Genomic DNA, 19066 nt, shown 5'->3' on the forward strand with positions numbered 1-19066 from the left:
CGCAGCATCATCAACCAGCAGGAGGTTGCAACGCCATGAAGCAGATCATCGATGAGCACCGCCGCCAGTTTCTCGGCATCGCCACAGGGGCCGTCGCCGTCGGCCTCGGCGTGATCGATCTCGCACGCGCCGAGACGGAACCGCTACGATCCTCCGCATCGAATGCGGCCTTCGGGGCGATCACGCAGATCGACGCCGGCGTTCTCAACGTCGGTTATGCGGAGGTGGGGCCCTCGAACGGTCCCGTCGCGATCCTGCTGCACGGCTGGCCCTACGACATTCACGCCTTTGTCGATGTCGCGCCTATCCTGGCGAAGGCCGGCTATCGCGTGATCGTCCCTTATTTGCGGGGCTACGGCACGACGCACTTCCTCTCCAGTGAGACGCCGCGCAACGGCGAGCCTGCGGCAATGGCCGCCGACATCATCGCTCTGATGGACAAGCTCGACATCAAGAAGGCCGTCGTCGCCGGTTTCGACTGGGGTGCCCGCACCGCCGACATCATCGCCGCGCTGTGGCCGGACCGCTGCCGCGCGCTGGTGTCGGTCAGCGGCTATCTGATCTCCAGCCAGGCTGCCGGCAACGCGCCATTGCCGCCGCAGGCGGAGCTGCAATGGTGGTACCAGTTCTACTTCGCCACCGAGCGCGGCCGCGCCGGATACGAAAAGTACACGCACGATTTCGCCAAGCTGATCTGGAAGCTCGCCTCGCCGCAGTGGAAGTTCGACGACGCCACCTTCAATCGCAGCGCGGCGGCGCTCGACAACAAGGATCACGTCGCGATCACGATCCACAACTACCGCTGGCGGCTCGGGCTTGCCCAGGGCGAGGCGAAATACGAGCATCTCGAAAAGAAGCTGGCCGCAGCCCCGCAGATCGATGTGCCGACCATCACGATGGAAGGCGACGCCAACGGCGCGCCGCATCCCGATCCGAGCGCCTATGCCAGCAAATTCTCGGGCCGTTACGAGTTTCGCCTGATCACCGGCGGCATTGGCCATAATCTGCCGCAGGAAGCACCGCAAGCCTTTGCCAAGGCCGTCATCGACGCCGACGGCGGCGCCTGAGGATGTTGTCTGCCTCCGGTCCAGCCCGGCTGGACCGGAGGATATCCGTCGCTCCGAGCCTGTTGAGAGATCATGACCTCGCCCGAGCCCGAAAAGAAAACCTTCGCACTCTCCACGGTGATCGTTCTTGCCGTGGTTCTCGTCGTCATTCTGCTGACTTGCGTGCCGTATCTCGCCACGATCGTCTCGGCGCAGACGCCGGCTGAAAGCACGGCCGCCAACGCCTCGCCGATCTTCGGCGTCACAATCCCCGCCGGCTACAAGCAGTGGGAGCTGATCGCGCCGGCCGAGGAGGCTGCGCCGCTCGACGAACTGCGCGCTGTCGTCGGCGACCAGACTGCCATCGATGCCTACCAGGCCGGCAAGCTTCCGTTCCCGGACGGGACCGTGTTGGTCAAGCGCGCTTGGAAGCGGAAGCAATCACCTGAATTTGCATCCGCGACGATCCCCGGTGCTGCTACGACGGTCCAGGTGATGGTCAAGGATTCCAAGAAATATGCCTCCACTGGAGGCTGGGGCTTTGGCCGCTTCATCAACGGCAAGCCGGTTGACGAGGCCCAGCACCGTACCTGCTGGGGCTGTCACGAAGCCCGTGCCAAGAGCCACGATTACGTGTTCACGCGGCTCGCGCTTTAAGTCCTTTCGGAGACTGGTATGAAGACCTGGTTCATCAGCGGCAGTTCGCGCGGGTTGGGGCGCGCCATCACGGAAGCCGCACTCGTTGCGGGCAACCGGGTCGTGGCCACGGCTCGCAAGCTCGACCCGCTCGAACCGCTGCGCGAACGTTTCGGGGAAAGACTGCGGCTGGCAACGCTTGACGTGACTGACGAAGCGGCAGCGCAAGCGGCGATCGACCTCGCGGTGGAAGCCTTCGGCGGTCTCGACGTCGTCGTGAACAATGCCGGCTATGGCGATCTCGGTTCGGTCGAGGACACCAGCCTCGCCTCGTTCCGGCAGCAGATCGAGGCCAATCTGATCGGCACCATCATCGTCACCAAGGCGGCGATCCCGGTGCTGCGCAAGCAGCGCCGCGGGCACATCATGCAGGTCTCGTCGGTCGGCGGCCGCATCGGCGCGCCGGCCCGCGCGCCCTATTCGGCGGCGAAATGGGGTATCGAAGGCTTTTCGGAATCGCTGGCGCGCGAGATGGCGCTGATCGGCGTGCATGTGACCATCGTCGAGCCCGGCGGCTTCCGGACCGGCTTTGCCCAGACCTCGCATGAGACCGACGAAGGACGTCCGGAGTACGACGCGGTGGTCGGTGCCGCGGTCAGGATGCAGCGCGACTATGATGGCCGCCAGCCCGGCGACCCGGCCAAGGCTGCAGCCGTCGTGTTGAAGCTCGTCGACATGGATCGCCCGCCCTTGCGGATTGCGCTCGGCAGCGACGCCGTGAACGCCATTGCGGCCGCGGACAGGCTTCGTCTCGAGGAATTGGAGCGGTGGCGCGCGCTCAGCGTATCGACCGACTACTGACCCCTGCGCCTCACTCCGCCGCCACCATCTGCTGCGTGCGCCACTGACCCAGCAGGGCACGGAGCGAAGCCGGCTTCACGGGCTTGTTGAGCACCGCGATCTTCTCGTCCCGCGCGGCGACCTGCACGGCGGGGCTGCGATCGGCGGTGATCAGGATCGCAGGGATGGCATCGCCGAAGCGGCGGCGGATCTCGCGGATGGCGGCGATGCCGTTGCCACGATCGAGGTGATAGTCGACGAGCAGGCCGGTGACGCGCCGTCCGGCTGTTTCGATTGCGGCGATCGCGCCTTCGGGGTCGGCGACCGCGATCACCTCGGCGTCCCAGGCCTTCAGGAGCGTGCGCATGCCGTCGAGGATGGCCGCATCGTTCTCGATGCAGACGATCAGTGCGCCCGAGATCGGCGTGCGCGCCAGCGGCGTCGCGCTGGTCACGGCCGCGGTATGGGTGATTGCCTTGGCCGTCGGCACCGTCACGGAGAACACCGAGCCGCCGCTGGCATTGGCGTCGATGGCGATGCCGTGCTTGAGCACGCGTGCCAGCCGCTCGACGATCGATAACCCCAGCCCCAGGCCGCGCGCGATCCGCGCCCCCTGCTCCAGGCGATGGAATTCCTTGAAGATCTCGCCGCGCTTGACGGGGGGGATGCCGACGCCGGTGTCGTAGACGCGGATCTCGAGCGAGGTACCGCGGCGGCGGCAGCCGACCAGCACGCGGCCGCGCGGGGTGTACTTGATCGCGTTCGAGATCAGGTTCTGGAGCAGGCGCCGCAGTAGGAGCCGGTCCGACTCGACCGGCAGCGAGCAGGGCACGAAGGCGAGCTCCAGGCCCTTGGCACGCGCGATCGGCGCGAACTCGATCTCCAGCGACCGCATCAGGTCGCCGATCTTGAAGCTCGAGATCGAGGTCGTCATCGCGCCGGCGTCGAGCCTGGAGATGTCGAGCAGCGCACCGAGAATCTCCTCGATGGCCTGCAGCGATTCGTCGATGTTCTCGACCAGCCGCGTCTCCTCGCCATTGTGCTGGCGCTCGACCAGGCTCGTGACATAGAGCCGCGCCGCGTTCAGCGGCTGGAGGATGTCGTGGCTGGCAGCGGCGAGGAAGCGCGTCTTGGAGATGCTGGCGTCTTCCGCTGCGCTCTTGGCCAGTGCCAGCTCGGAGTTCAGCCGCGTCAACTCCTCGGTGCGGTCGCGCACGCGCTTTTCCAGCGTCGCATTGGCGCGCTCCAGCGCTTCCGCGGCTTCGAAGGTGGGCGTGACGTCGGTAAAGGTGATGACGAAGCCGCCGCCGGGCATGCGGTTGGTGAGCACTTCGATCACCATGTGGCGTTCCGGCAGGCGTTCGAGATAAGGCTCGCTGTCGGTGGTGTAGGCGGCGAGGCGCCGCTCCAGCAGGGCCTCGCTCTCGAGCGGATGCTCCGGATCGCCCACGCCGATGAATTCCAGGATTTCGCGCAGGGGCGTGCCGAACTGAATCAGATGCGGGGGAACGTTGAGGAGATCGCCGAACTGCCGGTTGGAGCAGATCAGTTGCAGATCGGCATCGAATACGGCGATGCCCTGGCGCACGTGGTTGAGCGCGGTCTGGAGGATCTCGCGGTTGAAATGCAGCGCCGCGTGCGAGTCGTCGAGCAGCTTCAGCGCGGCCTTGGCGGAGACCGTCCGCTTGCGCAGCAGCAGCGACATCACGAGGCGGGAGGAGGCGGCGCCGATCGAGGACGCGATCAGGTGCTCGGCGTGCTGCAGCAGCTCGAAATCGGCAGGTGCTCCGGGCTCCAGCCGCACGTTTCGCCGCGCCGAGAATGCCTCGAAGGAATGCCGCGCCCGGTCGGGTCCGAGATATTGCGCCACCGTGGTCTGGATGTCCTGCACGGTGATGCTGGTGCGCCAGCGGCGGAAGCTCGGGGAGATCGGTGCGAGCGTATTGGGCACGAACAGATCGGCCTGCAACAGCTCGATGGACGACGGCTGGCGCGCCAGCGACAGCAGCACATAGGTCAGGATATTGAGCGACAGCGACCAGATGACGCCGTGCATCAGCGGCGGCAGGTCGGCGCCGAACAGCGCCTGCGGCCGCAGCGCCTCGATGCCGAACGGGCCGTGCTGGAGCAGCATGATGCCTGATGTCGAGGAATCCATGAAGCTCGGAATGAACAGCGTGTAGAGCCACACCACAAAGCCCACCAGCATGCCGCCGATGGCGCCGCGCGCGGTCGCGCGCCGCCAGAGCAGCCCGCCGAAGAAGCTCGGCGCAAGCTGGGCGATGGCGGCAAAGGAGAGCAGACCGATGGCCGCGAGCTGGGTATTGCCGAGCGCGCGATAGTAGAAATAAGCCATCACCATGATGGCGAAGATCGCGAGCCGGCGCGAGCGCAGCAAGAAGTTGCTGAAATCGGCGCCGCCGGCGCGCCCCTCCGGCCGGCGTTTCAGCACCAGCGGCACCACGAGGTCGTTCGAGACCATGATGGAGAGCGCGACGCATTCGACGATCACCATCGCGGTCGCCGCCGACAGCCCGCCGACGAAGATGATGACGCTGAGCAGATCGGCGCCGCCTTCCATCGGCAGCGCCAGCACGTACATGTCGGGATCGGCGGCGCCGAACGGGAAGGTCACGAGGCCGGCGATCGCGATCGGGATCACGAACAGATTGATGGCGACGAGGTAGAGCGGGAACAGCCATCGCGCGCGGCCGACCTCGGCATCGGAGGAATTCTCCACCACGCTGACGTGGAACTGGCGCGGCAGCAGCATGATCGCGCACAGCGACAGCAGCGTCATGGTCAGGAAGTTGCCGATCGACGGCGAGTAGTTGATCGCGCGCACCGCTTCCGGCGTCTTCATCGCGCGCTCGATCAGCTCATGCGGCGAGAACATCCAGAAGGTGACGAAGATGCCGGCGGCGAGGAAGGCGATCAGCTTGATGATGGATTCGGTCGCGACCGCCAGCATCAGGCCGTGCTGGTGCTCGGTGGCATCGGTCTGCCGCGTGCCGAACAGCACCGCGAAGGCCGCCATTGACAGCGTCACCATCAGCGCCACGTCGCCGACGATCGGGATGTGGGAGAAGGCCTGGTCCTCGCTCAGGATCGTTTCGAGCGAGGAGGCAACCGCCTTGAGCTGGAGCGCGATGTAAGGCACCGAGCCGATGATCGCCATCAGCGCGACGGTCGCCGCCACCGCCTGGCTCTTGCCGTAGCGGGCCCCGATGAAGTCGGCAATCGAGGTGATGTTGTGGGTTTTGGCGAGCTGGATCACGCGGCGGAGCACGCCGGCCCCTAACCCGATCATCAGGATCGGGCCGAGATAGATCGCGAGGAAGTCGGTCGAGGTGCGGGTAGCGAAGCCGACCGAGCCGAAGAAGGTCCAGGAGGTGCAGTAGATCGCCAGCGACAGCGGATAGATCAGCCCGGAGGCACGACCGCGCCCGGCCGGCGAGCGGCGGTCGCCATGGCTCGCCACCAGGAACAGGAAGCCGATATAACCGAACGCGGCGGCGATCACGCCCCAATCGTGCAGCATGGTGAGCGTGCTTCTCTCCCTGGGCGCTGCCCGCGCCCGTGCTCATTTTCCCTGCAAACCTAGCGCGTTGGACGGTCGCAAGCGACAGCGAAATGCCGGGCAGCGGCGGGAACTGGGGGCGTCGTTAAGGGTGCGGCGCGAGCTGCCAGCTCTCCCTCGCCCCGCTTGCGGGGAGAGGGTGGGGTGAGGGGGGCTCTCCGCGGAGACGGTGGCAGTTGGACTCGCGGAGAGTCCCCCTCACCCGGGTCGCATCTGACCATGCGATCCGGCCTCTCCCCGCAAGCGGGGAGAGGTGAAAGAACAGCCTACTCCGCTGCCAGCGACTTCTCGCGCAGCGGCAGGCCGAGGCGATCCCACACCTGGAGCAGCGCTTCGGCGAGCTGATCGATCAGGCCGTCGTCGTGATAGGGCGAGGGCGTGATGCGCAGACGCTCGGTGCCCTTGGCGACGGTCGGATAGTTGATCGGCTGGATGTAGATACCGTGCTCTTCGAGAAGGAGGTCGGAGGCCCGCTTGCACTTCTCGGGGTCGCCGACGAACAGCGGCACGATGTGGGTGTCGCTCGACATGACGGGCAGGCCGGCGGCATTGAGGATCGCCTTGACGCGGGCGGCGCGGTCCTGGTGGCGCTCGCGCTCCCAGTTCGAGCTCTTCAGGTGTCTGATCGCGGCAGTCGCGGCCGAGCAGACCGCGGGCGGCAGCGCGGTGGTGAAGATGAAGCCCGGCGCGTAGGAGCGCACGGCGTCGATGATCTGGCCATTGGCGGCGATATAGCCGCCGAGACAGCCGAACGCCTTGGCGAGCGTGCCCTCGAGAACGTCGATGCGATGCATGACGCCGTCACGCTCGGCGATGCCGCCGCCGCGCGGGCCGTACATGCCGACGGCATGGACCTCGTCGACATAGGTCATGGCGCCGTATTTCTCGGCGAGATCGCAGATCCTGGCGAGCGGCGCGACGTCGCCGTCCATGGAATAGAGGCTCTCGCAGACGATCAGCTTCGGCCGATTTGGGCCGGCCGCTTTCAACAGCTCTTCGAGATGCGCAACGTCGTTGTGGCGGAACACGACCCGCTCGCAGCCGGACTGCCGGATGCCCTCGATCATCGAATTGTGGTTGAGCTCGTCGGACAGGATCAGGCAGTTCGGAATGAGCTTTGCGATTGTGGGGATGCCGGTCTGGTTCGAGACATAGCCCGAGGTGAACAGCAGCGCGGCTTCCTTGCCGTGGAGGTCGGCGAGCTCGGCTTCGAGCTGGACCAGCGGATGGTGCGTCCCGGCAATGTTGCGGGTGCCGCCGGCACCGGTGCCGACGCGCGTCGCGGTCTCGACCATGGCGCCGACCACCTTCGGGTGCTGGCCCATGCCGAGATAGTCGTTGGAGCACCAGATCACGACGTCGCGCTTGCCCTTGGACGAGTGCCACACCGCGTGCGGGAACCGGCCGGCCGTGCGTTCGAGGTCGGCGAACACGCGATAGCGCCGCTCAGTGTGAAGACGATCGAGAGCGGAATTGAAGAACTGGTTGTAATCCATCGGCAAGACCTGCAACGGAACCCGGCCATGACGGCCGCTCATTTTTTAGAGCTTTTCGAGCTCCAATGTCTATGCGCCAGCACACATTTGAGGCAAGGCGAGCGTGCCAATTGATAACCGCCGATCCGATGGCGATTGTTGATTTGGATCAAGCGCCTAGCACAGGCCTGCCGGCCGCGACCGGCCCGACCGGGGGGAGGCAGGGCTGCTGTGGACATTTTGTCCATGGCGCGCGCACCGTCCATGATGGCCAAGCTGGCTGCACCGACGCCATGCCCTGCCCGGCTGGGGCGGCGCCCCGGTCAGTCGGACAGCCCATGCGAAAGGAAGCCCCGATGAAGCGTGTCATGATCCTCAATGGTCCCAACCTCAATATGCTCGGCATCCGCGAGCCGCATATCTACGGCATGACGACGCTCGCAGAGGTCAATGCGAGCTGCGAGGAGGCTGCCAGCAAGCTCGGGCTCAAGCTCGCTTTCCACCAGTCCAACCACGAGGGCGTGCTGGTCGATCTGATCCAGTCGGCGCGGCAGGATGCCGACGCCATCATCATCAATCCGGCCGGCCTCTCCTTCACCTCTGTCTCGATCATGGACGCGATCAAGATATTCGAGGGCCCGGTGCTGGAGGTCCACATTTCCAACATCCACGCCCGCGACGAATATCACCGCCACTCCAAGATATCGTTCGTGGCGACAGGCGTGATCTGTGGCCTCGGACCGTTCGGCTACATCGCAGCGCTGCACGCGATCGCGAATATGAAATGAGTGGATAGGCAAATGGCACGCCCCGACAACGGTGCGCTCCCTCGCCCGGTTCTTACGGGGAGAGGGTTGGGGTGAGGGGCTGCTTCCGCAATCACGGTCACAGTCGGACTCGTGGAGACTCCCCCTCACCCGGTCGCTTCGCGACCGACCTCTCCCCGCAAGCGGGGCGAGGTGAAGAAAGGCTCACGTCGTCCTGAACTGCAACACGCCGTCCTTGGTCTCCGCCGTCAGGCGGCCCTCGACGATCATGTAGTTGACGTGGGCGACGAGTTCGCCGGCGGCAAAGCCCATCTGGTGCTCGTCCAGCACGTGCTTGTTGAACACGACGGGCACCAGGGCGCGCGAAGTTTGTGGCACCTCGCGGCACGCTTCCGCGATCAGGCGGCAGCGCTCCTCGTGATGGTCGGCGAGCTGCTTGATGCGGGTCTTCAGTCCATAGAACGGCACGCCATGGCCGGGCAGCACCAGCAGATCATAAGGCAGGGTTGTGGTGAGGCTCGCGAGCGAGGCTAGGTATTCGCCGAGCGAGTTCTGGTCGGGCTCGACCGCCCAGACGCTGACATTCGGCGAGATCTTGCTCAGCACCTGGTCGGCGGAGAGGAACAGCTTGTCGTCGGCGCAATACAGCATGACCTGGTCGAGCGCGTGGCCGCCGCCGGTGATCACCTTGAAGCGGCGCGTACCGATCACGACCTCGTCGCCGTGCGAGATGCGGCGATAGGATGGCGGCAGCACCGAGACGCGCTTGAGATAATCCTGGCCGCGCCCGAGCAGCTTCTCGGTCAGCGACTCGTCCATGCCGTGACGGCGGAAGAACAGCCGCTGCGCTTCGCGCCGCTCCTCGGTGCCGCGGTTCTGGTGATAGACCGATTGCAGATATTCGACCTGCGACATCACCAGCGGACAGTCGAAGCGCTCGACGATCCAGCCGGCGAGGCCGACATGGTCGGGGTGGGAGTGGGTGACGATCAGGCGCGTGACCTTGACGCCTTTCAGCGGTCCGTCGAACAGCTTCGTCCAGGCCTCGATCGTCTCCTCGTTGCCGAAGCCGGCATCGATCATCGCATAGCCGTCGCCGTCGGCGAGCAGGTAGATGTTCACGTGGTTGAGGCGGAACGGCAGTTTCAGCCGCGCCCACAACACGCCGGGCCTGATCTCCACGACCTCTTCGGGGCCGGGGTGTTGTTCCCAGGGGTAGCGCAGGGCCTCGGCCGAGGACTGTGCGATGTCGGTTTTTGAGCTCATGCTATCCGCTTAAACCCAGCGCGCGCAGGGCGCCAGCCGAAAAAGCAGGCCTGGCGGGCGCCGCATGGCCGTCATACCGGCCGTGTTTTCCGCCTCCCGGTTTGAAGTCGCCAAAACATGCCGTCATTCCGGGGCGCGCGTAAGCGCGACCTCAGGTGCGCGGTTGCGCATCTGAGAATCCGAAGATCGTGGTGCGGGATCCCGGCGTCGCTGCTTCGAGGTCGCCGGAATGACGATCAGGCCGCCCGCATGTCGTTGAGGAAGGCGTCGATTTCTCCGCGCAGCATATCGGCCTCGCGCCGGAGCGCGTCCGAGGCGCTCAGCACGTCGCCCGCCGCAGCGCCCGCTTCGGCGGACGCAGTGGAGACGCCGACGATATTGCTGGAGACTTCGCTGGTGCCGCCGGCGGCATGCTGGATGTTGCGGGCGATTTCGCGCGTGGCGGCGCCCTGTTCCTCGACAGCGGCTGCGATCGTCGTGGTGACGTCGTTGATCTCGCCGATGATCCGGCCGATGCCCTGGATGGCGCCGACCGCGGAGGTCGTGACTGACTGCATGCTGGCGATCTGGGTGCGGATCTCGTCCGTCGCCTTGGCGGTCTGGCTCGCCAGGCTCTTCACTTCGGAGGCGACCACGGCGAAGCCGCGGCCGGCCTCGCCCGCGCGCGCGGCCTCGATGGTCGCGTTGAGCGCGAGCAGGTTGGTCTGCGAGGCGATGGTCTGGATCAGGTCGACGACGACGCTGATGCGGCTCGCGCTGTCGGCGAGGCTCTGCACGGTGGCGTCGGTCGCTCCCGCTTCGTCGACCGCCTTCTTGGCGATCTCGGCGGAGGTCACGACCTGGCGGCTGATCTCCTGGATCGAGGAAGACAGCTGCTCGGTGCCGGCCGACACGGTCTGCACATTGACAGACGTTTCCTCCGCGGCGGAGGCGACTGCGTTCACGAGGGCGTTGGACTGGTCGGCGGTGTTCGACATGCTCTGCGCGGTCGATTGCATCGAATTGGCCGACTGCGCGAGATTGTCGAGCGCGGAGCGCACCGTGCTTTCGAATTCGGCGATCTTCGCTTCCATGCGCGTGGCACGCTCGGTCTTGGCGATACGGTCCCTGTCCTGCTCGCTCGCCAGCGCGCGGGCCTCGATCATGCTCTCCCGGAACACTTGCAGCGTGTTCGCCATCACCGAGATCTCGTCGTTGTGGTACTTCGAGCGGTAGATGTCGGTTTCGAGGTCGCCGTTCGCGAGCAGCTGCATCGATTGATGCAAGGCGCCGATTCGGCGCAGGATGCTGCGGCCGACATAGAGCCACACGAACAGCGCCGAGCCGACCAGCATCAACGTGCCCATCGCCAGCATGACCGACGTCGCGAGCGAAATCTCCTGCCGCGCCTGGAAGGTCGAGGCGTTGGTCTCCTTCTGCACGCCGTCGACGAGCTGCTGCACGCTGATGCCGAGACCGACATTGAGCTTGCGGGTCTCGTCCAGGATGGTCTGGCCGTAGTCGATGGAGTCGAGCTCCTTCTCGCGCAGATTGAACACGCCGGTCTTGCCGGTGCCGAGCGCGAGCAGCTTTTCCGCCGTCTCGCGCAGCATCTTGTTGCCCTGGTTGTCCGGCAACAGGTCGAGGTTGGAGCGCAGGCGTCCCTGCGCGGTCTTGAACTCCTTCTGGATGTCGTCGAGCTTGTCGCTGGTGTTCGCCGACAGCGCCGCGCTCATGTTGGCGGCGGCGAGATTGCCGCTGGCGACGACGTTGCCGAGCTGACCGACGGTCTGCGCGGCGTCGGTCGCGTCTGCGGCTGAGAGGTCGGCCGAACCGAGGATGGCGTTGATACGGGTCTGCGCGTCCAGCATCGCCGGGCTTGCGGCGCCGACGAACGCGCCCTGCGCGCTGCGAAGGGCATCATATTGCTTGTCGTGGAGGGCCGCGATATCGAGCCGTTCGCGGGCGGCCTTCGCCAGGCTCTGAGCCGCCTCGTTGATGCTCTTCATCGTGTCGCTGAGGCCGGAGACGACGCTCTTGTCGCCGCCGAGCTCGATGATCTCGTTGAGCTTTTGCTGCGTCTGCTCCTGCAATTCCCTGAGCTTCTTGGTGCGCTCGCTCAGGGCTTCCTCGCTTTGCGCCGCCAGCAGGGCAGGCCCCTGGGCCGCAAGGCTGGCGCTCAGTGCCGACAGTTGCAGGCTGGCGGCAAGGCGCGGAATGTCCCGCCCGCTCAGTTCGGTCATGCGCCCGCCGAGATTCTGCAGCGCCAGGCCGGCGCCGGCCGCGATCACGAGGCCCATGCCCGCGATCACTGCGAAGGCCGCGAACAGGCTGCCGCGCACGCCCCATTTCGGCATTTTGAAACGAGGACGGAAACGGCCAAGGAAACGGCCAAGGCCCAGACGGATCGCCATCGAAAATTCCCCCAATGTTCTTGCTTCTGTTTGTGAGCGCAGTATCGGCAGCACCGGTTAAAAAATCGCACTTGGCACAATTGGTTGCGTATGTTCCGCAGAGCGAAAAAAGAAGGGCCGGCAACGAGGCCGGCCCTTCATCGTGATAAGGTTTTGGTAACCGGTCAGTAGGGCCCGACCGCCGAGCCAGCCCAGTTGAAGCGGTAGTTGAGGCCTGCCTTGAAGGTATGGTCGTCGGTGGTGAAGTTGCCGGTGCCCACCAGCGGCCCCGCCGTGAAGTGCGCATCGCCGAAATTGTAGTACTGGTACTCGGCCTTGGCCGACCAGTTCGGAGCGAACATGTATTCCAGGCCGGCGCCGACGGTGTAGCCGTTGCGGTGATCGCCATCGATGATGAAGCCGGTCGGCACGCCGCTCACAGTCACCTTCTCGTTGTTGTCCGAATAGGCGTAGCCGCCCTTCACGTAGAGCAGACCGGGGCCCCAGGTATAGCCGACGCGGCCGGTGATCGAGCCGAGGCCGCGCTGGTCATTGGTATAGGCGATGCCGCCCGGAAACACTGCGCCGACGTTGCCCGTGAGCCAGGAATACTGGCCTTCGACGCCGACCACGAAGTTCGGGTTGAATTGCCAGTCCGCGCCAACCTGCACGCCGCCGAGGAAGCGGCCATTGCCGTTGCTGCCGGTGGAGAGGCCGTTGAAATTGTTGTCGCTGGAGAACGCGCCGCCGACATGGCCGCCGATATAGAAGCCGGTCCAATTGTAGATCGGCGCGGCGTAGGCCGGCGCGGGCGACTTGTAGTAGCCGCGGTTGCCGAGGTCGGCGCCGACGGCCGGCGCAGCCGCGCCCACCGCGAGCAGCGCCACGGTCGCAAACAGAATCTTCTTCATCGTCTTGAACTCCAACACGTAAGGTCCCCGGCAGGCGCGCTTTCCTGCGCCGTCGTTGGTTTTGCAGATAGCTCGCTTTTGATGAAAAATGCAGTCACATGCGTGGCAAAGCGACAGCCAACCTAACTTGTTGGGCTGTAAATGATTTTCGTGCTTAATGGCGGCTTAAGAAGTGGTGAAGGAAGGCTTAACTTCGCACAATCCAGGTAACTTGCGCGCGCCTCTTGTTAGCCAAGACGCCGCCGCACCTCATCGCGCATCTGTTCGCGAAAGGCCGCGCGCTTTGCCGGCCGGTCTTCCTCGCGCACGTCATGACGATCGAAGATGTCGAACTTCTCCAGGATCGGATAGCGCTCGCTCGCCATCGCGAGCACGCGCAGAACCCTGGTCGCCGCCGGCGTTGGGCCACTGACCTCCCAGCGCCGGATGGTGTCGGCGCCACCCTTCTCCGGCAATCCGCAAAGCTTGGCCATATCGGCCGCCGAGAGCTTTCGCTCGAGGGCATCGGAGAGGTCGCTGCGAAGCTGCTTCAGTTCGGGGCCGGTCATGCTGCTCGCGTCCAGGGAAGTGGCTGAACGCAATGCACTAGCGCTGATTCGGGTCCATCCGAAGGCGGCGGTGCGTACCCCGCGCTCCGACTTGAAATTGGCCCTCGGTCGGCATGTCCAACTCGGTCCCCACCTGCAGCAAATACTACGAGATAGAGCGAGGCGGGACCCCGGTGGCCGATCAACCCGCGCCATTCACCAGTCCGGAGAGCAGATAGAGCGCGATCAGCAATGTCGCGACCGACAGCATCGTCGTGATCGAGACCGTGGCCGCAACCAGCTTCTCCTCCACCTTGTGCTCATGCGCGAGGACATACACGGTTTTCGCCGTCGGTACGGCGGCGCAGACGACCGCCGCAACCGTGTACAGAGGGTTGAGGCCCATGACGACGCAGAGTCCGTACACGATGAGCGGCATGACCACCAGTTTCACCGCCGCGAGTGCAAACGACGCTTTCAGGTTAGACCGCAGGCCCTCGACGGACAGGCCGAGCCCGATGGCAAACAGCGCGCACGGCGTGAGCGCGGCAGCGACCATGTTGAGGTAGGCCGCGACCGGCGCCGGAATCGGCAATCCCGCTATCGCCCACGCGAGGCCAATGAACGTCGACAGCACCATGGGATTGAGCAGGATTTGCTTTGCCAGTCCCGTAGAAAGCGCGGACCGCCCGCGAGAATCGCGCTTTTCCAGCAGGATCACCGTGATCGGAAACATCACCGCGGCCACGAACACCGTCGCGACTGCCGCGGGCAGGACGGCGGGTTGGCCGTAGATCGCATGCAGGATCGGCAGCGCGACGAACCCGGTGTTGGTCATCGCGGCTGCCATCCCAAGGATGGTGCTGCTGGCGAGATCGTGTTTGCCGCCCGTGCGGACCGGCAGGAACACCAGGGCGAAGCAGATGAGTGAGCCGCCGCCGAATGCGAGCAGAAAGCGCCATTCCAACAGATTGCACGCCGGCTCCTGGGCGATCGTGACGATCAGCAGCGCCGGCATGGCCACGTTGTAGGCAAAGTGGACCAGGGCATCGGCAAGCGAGCGGGAGAGATAGCCAAGCTCGCCCGCGAGCCAGCCGGTGACGATGATCGCGAATACGGGAAGAACGAGGCTGGCGACCTCCATCCGGCTTCCCCCTCGCTGCCAATGACCGCAACAAGAGGTTACTCCGGGAATGAAGTGACGTCACTGCCCAACGTTCAGCGAGGAGCAGGCTTAGTGGCGTGTCCCGGACGCGCGAAGCGCGAGTCGAGACCCAGGAGCTGCAAGACTCGGCGCTGCGATGGGCCCCGGCTCTGCAGCGTACCGCTGCACCGGACGATGCTTTGCATCGCCGGGGAAGTGCTGCGCTGCGTCCGGGGCACGAGAACGGCTTACTCCGCCGAATCGAGAGGCCCCGGCTTAGATTCCACGGGCGGTCTGTTGGCCGATCACGCAGCGCCATCCAGCGAGTCGCTCGGCCGGATGCTGGTTCATCCATTCGGCGAGTTGCGACGCGCCCATCAGGCAAGACTGCACCGAGATTTGCGCAAAGTCCGATGTGGTGACGATCTGCTCGTGACAATTAGAGGGAGAGGCGAGGCTGCAAAGCACGGCGATGATCTTGATCACGATACGTTACTCCCCGTCGCGGCCGATGAACGTGCGACCGATCGCCGGTTCGTCCTGCGCCTCGCCGGCCGAGTCCGCCGGAGGAAAGATGCTGTCGTAGATGGCGCGCGCCTCCTGGATGAGACGCGCTCGCTCGCGCTCGGACTTTGAGACAAATCGAATGACTTCGCCCATGATGGCTCCCAATCTCAACTCATGAGTCTGTCATGAGATGACGCAAAACATTCAATCTTCATTTATGGTGGCCGCCATCGACCTAGAAGCGGCTTGGCGGTCACGACCGAATAAAAAGCGCGTGACCGCATATCCCAACGTCCCGGTGTTCTTGTTGGGTTGCAAGGCCGATTCACCACTTCATGTCAGTTGCGCAGCTTCAGCAGCCGAGCGGGGGAATGCTTGTGTTGGTCTGTCCTTGCGCCCGTCGGCAAGGAAAGTCTCACGAAGCAAATGCTGCCGGAGCGAATATGTTTCGCCTCTTGCGGCGTGCAAGTTTTTGGAACGATCTCGAACCCCGGTGCATCCGCCCGACCAGCCCCTCAGGCCGCCGGGGCTTGCTCGTTCCGTCCCGGCACCGCCGCGAGCAGCTCGCGCGTATAGGCATGCTCGGGCGCGGCGAACAGTTGGGCGGTCGGCTTCAGCTCGACGATGGCGCCGCGTTGCATCACCGCGATGCGGTCGCAGATCTGGGCTGCGACGCGCAGATCGTGGGTGATGAACAGCATCGAGAGGCCGAGACGCGCCTTGAGGTCTTCGAGCAGCTTCAACACCTGCGCCTGCACCGAGACGTCGAGTGCGGAGACGGCCTCGTCGGCGACGATGATCTCCGGCTCGAGCGCGAGCGCGCGCGCAATGCCGATGCGCTGACGCTGGCCGCCGGAGAATTCGTGCGGATAGCGTTCGAGCGCGCCGGCGTCCAGGCCGACCATCTTGAGGAGGTCGCGGGCGCGGTCGAACGCGACCTTCGGATCGACGCCGGCCGCGATCGGGCCGTCGGCGATGATGTGGCCGATCTTGCGGCGCGGATTGAGCGAGGCGAACGGATCCTGAAAGATCATCTGGATGCGATGACGCTCCGCGCGCAGCGCCTTCCCGGAAAGCGAGGTCAGGTCGGTCTCACCGATCCGCACCGTGCCGCGGTCGGCCTCGATCAGCCGCATCACCAGGCGCGCCACGGACGATTTGCCGGAGCCGGATTCGCCGACCAGGCCGAGCGTCTCGCCCTTGAGGATGTTGAAATTGACCGCGCGCGCCGCATCGACGCGGCGGTCCTCGCGAAACCAGCCGCCCGAGGTGACATAGGTCTTGTCCAGCCCGATCACCTCGACGGCCCTGGCCCGATCGTCGAGAGGAGCGCGCGCCGGCGGATCCATCGACGGCACGGCGGCGAGCAGCGCCTTGGTGTAGTCGTGCTGCGGCGCGCTGAAGACGGTCGCGGCGGGACCTTCCTCGACGACCTTGCCGTGCCTGAGCACCACGACCTGGTCGGCAATGTCGGCGACGACGCCGAAATCATGGGTGATGAACATCACCGCCATGTTGCGGTTGCGCTGGAGGTTCCGGATCAGCTTCAGGATCTGCGCCTGCGTGGTGACGTCGAGCGCGGTGGTCGGCTCGTCCGCGACCAGCACGGCCGGCTCGAGCGCGAGCGCCATCGCGATCATGGCGCGCTGCCGCTGGCCGCCGGAGAGCTGGTGCGGGTAAGCGCGCACGATTCGTTCAGGATCGGGCAGGCCGACTTCGCGTGCCAATGCGAGCGCCCTCGCGCGGCGCTCCCTCGGCGTCAGCAGGCCGTGCGCCTCGAACATCTCCGCCATCTGGTCGCCGATCCGCATCAAGGGATTGAGCGCCGTCATCGGCTCCTGGAAGATCATCGCCAGCCGGCGGCCGCGCAGATCGCGCCAGCCGTCGTCGTCGAGCTTGAGCAGGTCGCGGCCCTCGAACATGATCTCGCCGGCCGTGACGTCGACCGTATCGGGCAAGAGGCCCATCAGCGCGTGCGCGCACATCGATTTGCCGGAACCGGATTCGCCGACCACGCAGACGATCTTGCCGGCCCGCAGGTCCAGCGAGATGCCGTCGACGGCGTACGGCCGCTCGGCGCTCTTGGGCAGCGCGATCCGTAGGTTCTTGATGGAGACGGTGGCGGGGGCGGTCATGTCAGCGTCCCTCGCGCGACAGGCGCGGATTGAGCGCGTCGTTGAGGCCTTCGCCGATCAGATTGAGGCCGAGCACCGAAATCAGGATGGCGACACCGGGAAACACGGTGATCCACCACGCCTGGCGGATCACGGTGCGGCCGGCGCCGACCATGTAGCCCCAGGAAATCAGGTTGGGATCGCCGAGGCCGAGGAACGACAGCGAGGATTCCAGGAGGATCGCGGTCGCCACCATCAGCGAGGCCAGCACGATCACGGGCGACAACGCGTTCGGCAGGATCTCGCGTAGGATGATCCAGCTGTTGCTCTGGCCGGTGACCACGGCGGCCTGGACATATTCGCGCGTGCGCAGCGACAGCACCTCGCCGCGGACGAGGCGGGCCACCGGCGGCCAGCTCACCACCGCGATCGAGGTCACGATCGAATAGATCGAGGGCTGCAGGATCGCCACCAGCACGATCGCGAGCGCGAAGCTCGGAATGGTCTGGAAAAACTCGGTGAAGCGCATCAGGGCGTCGTCGACCTTGCCGCCGAAATAGCCGGCCATGGCGCCGATCGGCACGCCGACGATCAGTGCGACCAGCGTGGAGACGAGGCCGACGAGCAGCGAGACGCGGGCGCCGAAGATCATGCCGGCGAACACGTCGCGGCCGAGCGCGTCAGTGCCGAGCGGCACGGACGAGAGCGTGAAGGGCGGCAGGAACGGCCGCTGCACCATGCGCCACGGCGAGTTCGGGAACAGCATCGGTCCGAATACCGCGACGGAGATCGCAAGCAGGAGGATGACGAGCCCGATGACGCCGCTCGGGCTCTTCAGCATCGATTTCCAGAACTGTTTCATGAGGCGAATTCGATGCGTGGGTCGACCAGCCGGTAGACCAGGTCGGTGATGAGGTTGAAGATGAGGACCATGGCGGAGCAGATCACGAAGACGCCGAGCAGCAGATTGTAGTCCCGCTGCAGCAACGCGTCGTACATCAGGCGCCCGATGCCCGGCCAGGCGAACACGGTCTCGGTGATGACGGCGCCGCCGATCAGCGTGCCCGAATGGACGCCGGCGAGCGTCACGACGGGAAGCAGCGCGTTGCGCAGCACGTGGCGGCGCTGGATCACGGCGTCGGAGAGACCTTTTGCACGTGCGGTCTTGACGAAGTCGAGGCGCTTCACCTCCAGCATCGAGGCGCGCGTCATGCGGGTATAGGTCGCCATGAAGAACAGGCCGAGGGTCATCGCCGGCATGATCAGGTGCTTGCCGACGTCGATCGCATGGGCAAGGCCCGTATAATTGCCGCCGACCGTGTCGTAACCGAAGCTCGGCAACCAATCCATGGTGACCGAGAACAGCAGGATGCCCATCAGCGCCACCCAGAAGATTGGCATGGCGTAGAAGATCAGCGCGAACACGGTGATGGCGGTGTCGAGAAAGGTGCCGGCAAAGCGCGCGGCGAAGGTGCCGAACAGGATCCCGAGCGCGAGCGAGATCGCGAAGGCGGTCAGAGTCAGCAGCAGCGTCGCCGGCAGCCGCTCGCCGATCAGCTTTGCGACCGGCGCCTGCTGGCGGAAGGAGAAGCCGAGGTCGAGCGTCACGACGCCCTTGACGTAGATGAAGAGCTGCTCGGGCAATGGCTTGTCGAGCCCGAACTTCTCCCTCAGCTGCTTGACGAAGACCTGATCGGTGGCCCCGGCTTCGCCCGCCATCACCACTGCGGGATCGCCGGGCGCAAGGCGAATCAGGAAGAAATTCAGGACGACGATCGCGAGCAGGACGATCACGCCCTTCACGACACGCTGAGCAACAAAGGAGAGCATTTAGTGAGACACAATGGTGATGTGACCTGGAGCCACGGAGACGGAGTGACT

The 19066-nt window shown here is 65.3% G+C and carries 16 protein-coding genes; 4 read left to right on the forward strand and 12 right to left on the reverse strand.

The window, feature by feature from the left end:
- Positions 1-35: 35 nt before the first annotated feature.
- The 3 genes from EDE08_RS29120 to EDE08_RS29130 all read left to right on the forward strand — a co-directional run bounded on the left by EDE08_RS29120 (position 36) and on the right by EDE08_RS29130 (position 2543).
- Positions 36-1067 carry an alpha/beta fold hydrolase gene (locus EDE08_RS29120; protein ID WP_131872160.1) on the forward strand — a complete coding sequence of 344 codons (1032 nt, stop codon included), beginning with the start codon at positions 36-38 and terminating at the stop codon, positions 1065-1067.
- 72 nt (positions 1068-1139) lie between these two features.
- Positions 1140-1703: a cytochrome P460 family protein gene (locus tag EDE08_RS29125; RefSeq protein WP_131872162.1), complete on the forward strand. Its 564-nt coding sequence runs from the start codon at positions 1140-1142 to the stop codon at positions 1701-1703.
- Between the two features lie 18 nt (positions 1704-1721).
- Positions 1722-2543 (forward strand): SDR family NAD(P)-dependent oxidoreductase, encoded by an 822-nt coding sequence (locus EDE08_RS29130; protein WP_131872163.1) that lies wholly within the window; start codon positions 1722-1724, stop codon positions 2541-2543.
- Between the two features lie 10 nt (positions 2544-2553).
- Here the strand turns inward: EDE08_RS29130 and EDE08_RS29135 are convergent, their stop codons facing one another.
- Positions 2554-6063, reverse strand: a complete 3510-nt coding sequence (locus tag EDE08_RS29135; RefSeq protein ID WP_131872165.1) for a PAS domain-containing hybrid sensor histidine kinase/response regulator — start codon at positions 6061-6063, stop codon at positions 2554-2556.
- Positions 6064-6368: 305 nt separating this feature from the next.
- Entirely contained in the window at positions 6369-7598 is a 1230-nt protein-coding gene (gene hemA, locus EDE08_RS29140) for a 5-aminolevulinate synthase (protein ID WP_131872167.1), read from the reverse strand.
- A 335-nt stretch (positions 7599-7933) separates the two neighbouring features.
- Here hemA and aroQ point away from each other — a divergent pair, with 335 nt between their 5' ends.
- Positions 7934-8365: a type II 3-dehydroquinate dehydratase gene (aroQ, locus tag EDE08_RS29145; RefSeq protein ID WP_131872169.1), complete on the forward strand. Its 432-nt coding sequence runs from the start codon at positions 7934-7936 to the stop codon at positions 8363-8365.
- A gap of 183 nt (positions 8366-8548) precedes the next feature.
- Here the strand turns inward: aroQ and EDE08_RS29150 are convergent, their stop codons facing one another.
- The 10 genes from EDE08_RS29150 to EDE08_RS29190 all read right to left on the reverse strand — a co-directional run bounded on the left by EDE08_RS29150 (position 8549) and on the right by EDE08_RS29190 (position 19015).
- A complete protein-coding gene (locus EDE08_RS29150) occupies positions 8549-9610 on the reverse strand; it encodes an MBL fold metallo-hydrolase (RefSeq protein WP_131872171.1) in 1062 nt (353 codons plus the stop codon).
- A 236-nt stretch (positions 9611-9846) separates the two neighbouring features.
- Positions 9847-12003 (reverse strand): methyl-accepting chemotaxis protein, encoded by a 2157-nt coding sequence (locus EDE08_RS29155; protein WP_131872173.1) that lies wholly within the window; start codon positions 12001-12003, stop codon positions 9847-9849.
- Positions 12004-12167: 164 nt separating this feature from the next.
- Positions 12168-12893 (reverse strand): outer membrane protein, encoded by a 726-nt coding sequence (locus tag EDE08_RS29160; RefSeq protein ID WP_131872175.1) that lies wholly within the window; start codon positions 12891-12893, stop codon positions 12168-12170.
- Between the two features lie 227 nt (positions 12894-13120).
- Positions 13121-13441, reverse strand: coding sequence for a helix-turn-helix domain-containing protein (locus EDE08_RS29165; protein WP_131872177.1), 321 nt, complete (start codon positions 13439-13441; stop codon positions 13121-13123).
- A 181-nt stretch (positions 13442-13622) separates the two neighbouring features.
- Complete coding sequence (locus tag EDE08_RS29170; protein WP_131872179.1) at positions 13623-14564, reverse strand: AEC family transporter; 942 nt, start codon at positions 14562-14564, stop codon at positions 13623-13625.
- Positions 14565-14840: 276 nt separating this feature from the next.
- Positions 14841-15050 carry a hypothetical protein gene (locus EDE08_RS29175; RefSeq protein WP_131872181.1) on the reverse strand — a complete coding sequence of 70 codons (210 nt, stop codon included), beginning with the start codon at positions 15048-15050 and terminating at the stop codon, positions 14841-14843.
- 6 nt (positions 15051-15056) lie between these two features.
- Positions 15057-15224, reverse strand: coding sequence for a hypothetical protein (locus EDE08_RS38640; RefSeq protein ID WP_165936251.1), 168 nt, complete (start codon positions 15222-15224; stop codon positions 15057-15059).
- 362 nt (positions 15225-15586) lie between these two features.
- Positions 15587-17206: an ABC transporter ATP-binding protein gene (locus tag EDE08_RS29180; protein ID WP_131872183.1), complete on the reverse strand. Its 1620-nt coding sequence runs from the start codon at positions 17204-17206 to the stop codon at positions 15587-15589.
- 1 nt (position 17207) lies between these two features.
- A complete protein-coding gene (locus tag EDE08_RS29185; protein ID WP_131872185.1) occupies positions 17208-18047 on the reverse strand; it encodes an ABC transporter permease in 840 nt (279 codons plus the stop codon).
- Positions 18044-19015: an ABC transporter permease gene (locus EDE08_RS29190; protein ID WP_131872187.1), complete on the reverse strand. Its 972-nt coding sequence runs from the start codon at positions 19013-19015 to the stop codon at positions 18044-18046. Before EDE08_RS29190 ends, EDE08_RS29185 begins: the two co-directional genes overlap by 4 nt.
- Positions 19016-19066: the final 51 nt, after the last annotated feature.

This window comes from Bradyrhizobium sp. R2.2-H (genome assembly GCF_004346455.1).
Taxonomy (GTDB): Bacteria; Pseudomonadota; Alphaproteobacteria; order Rhizobiales; family Xanthobacteraceae; genus Bradyrhizobium; species Bradyrhizobium diversitatis.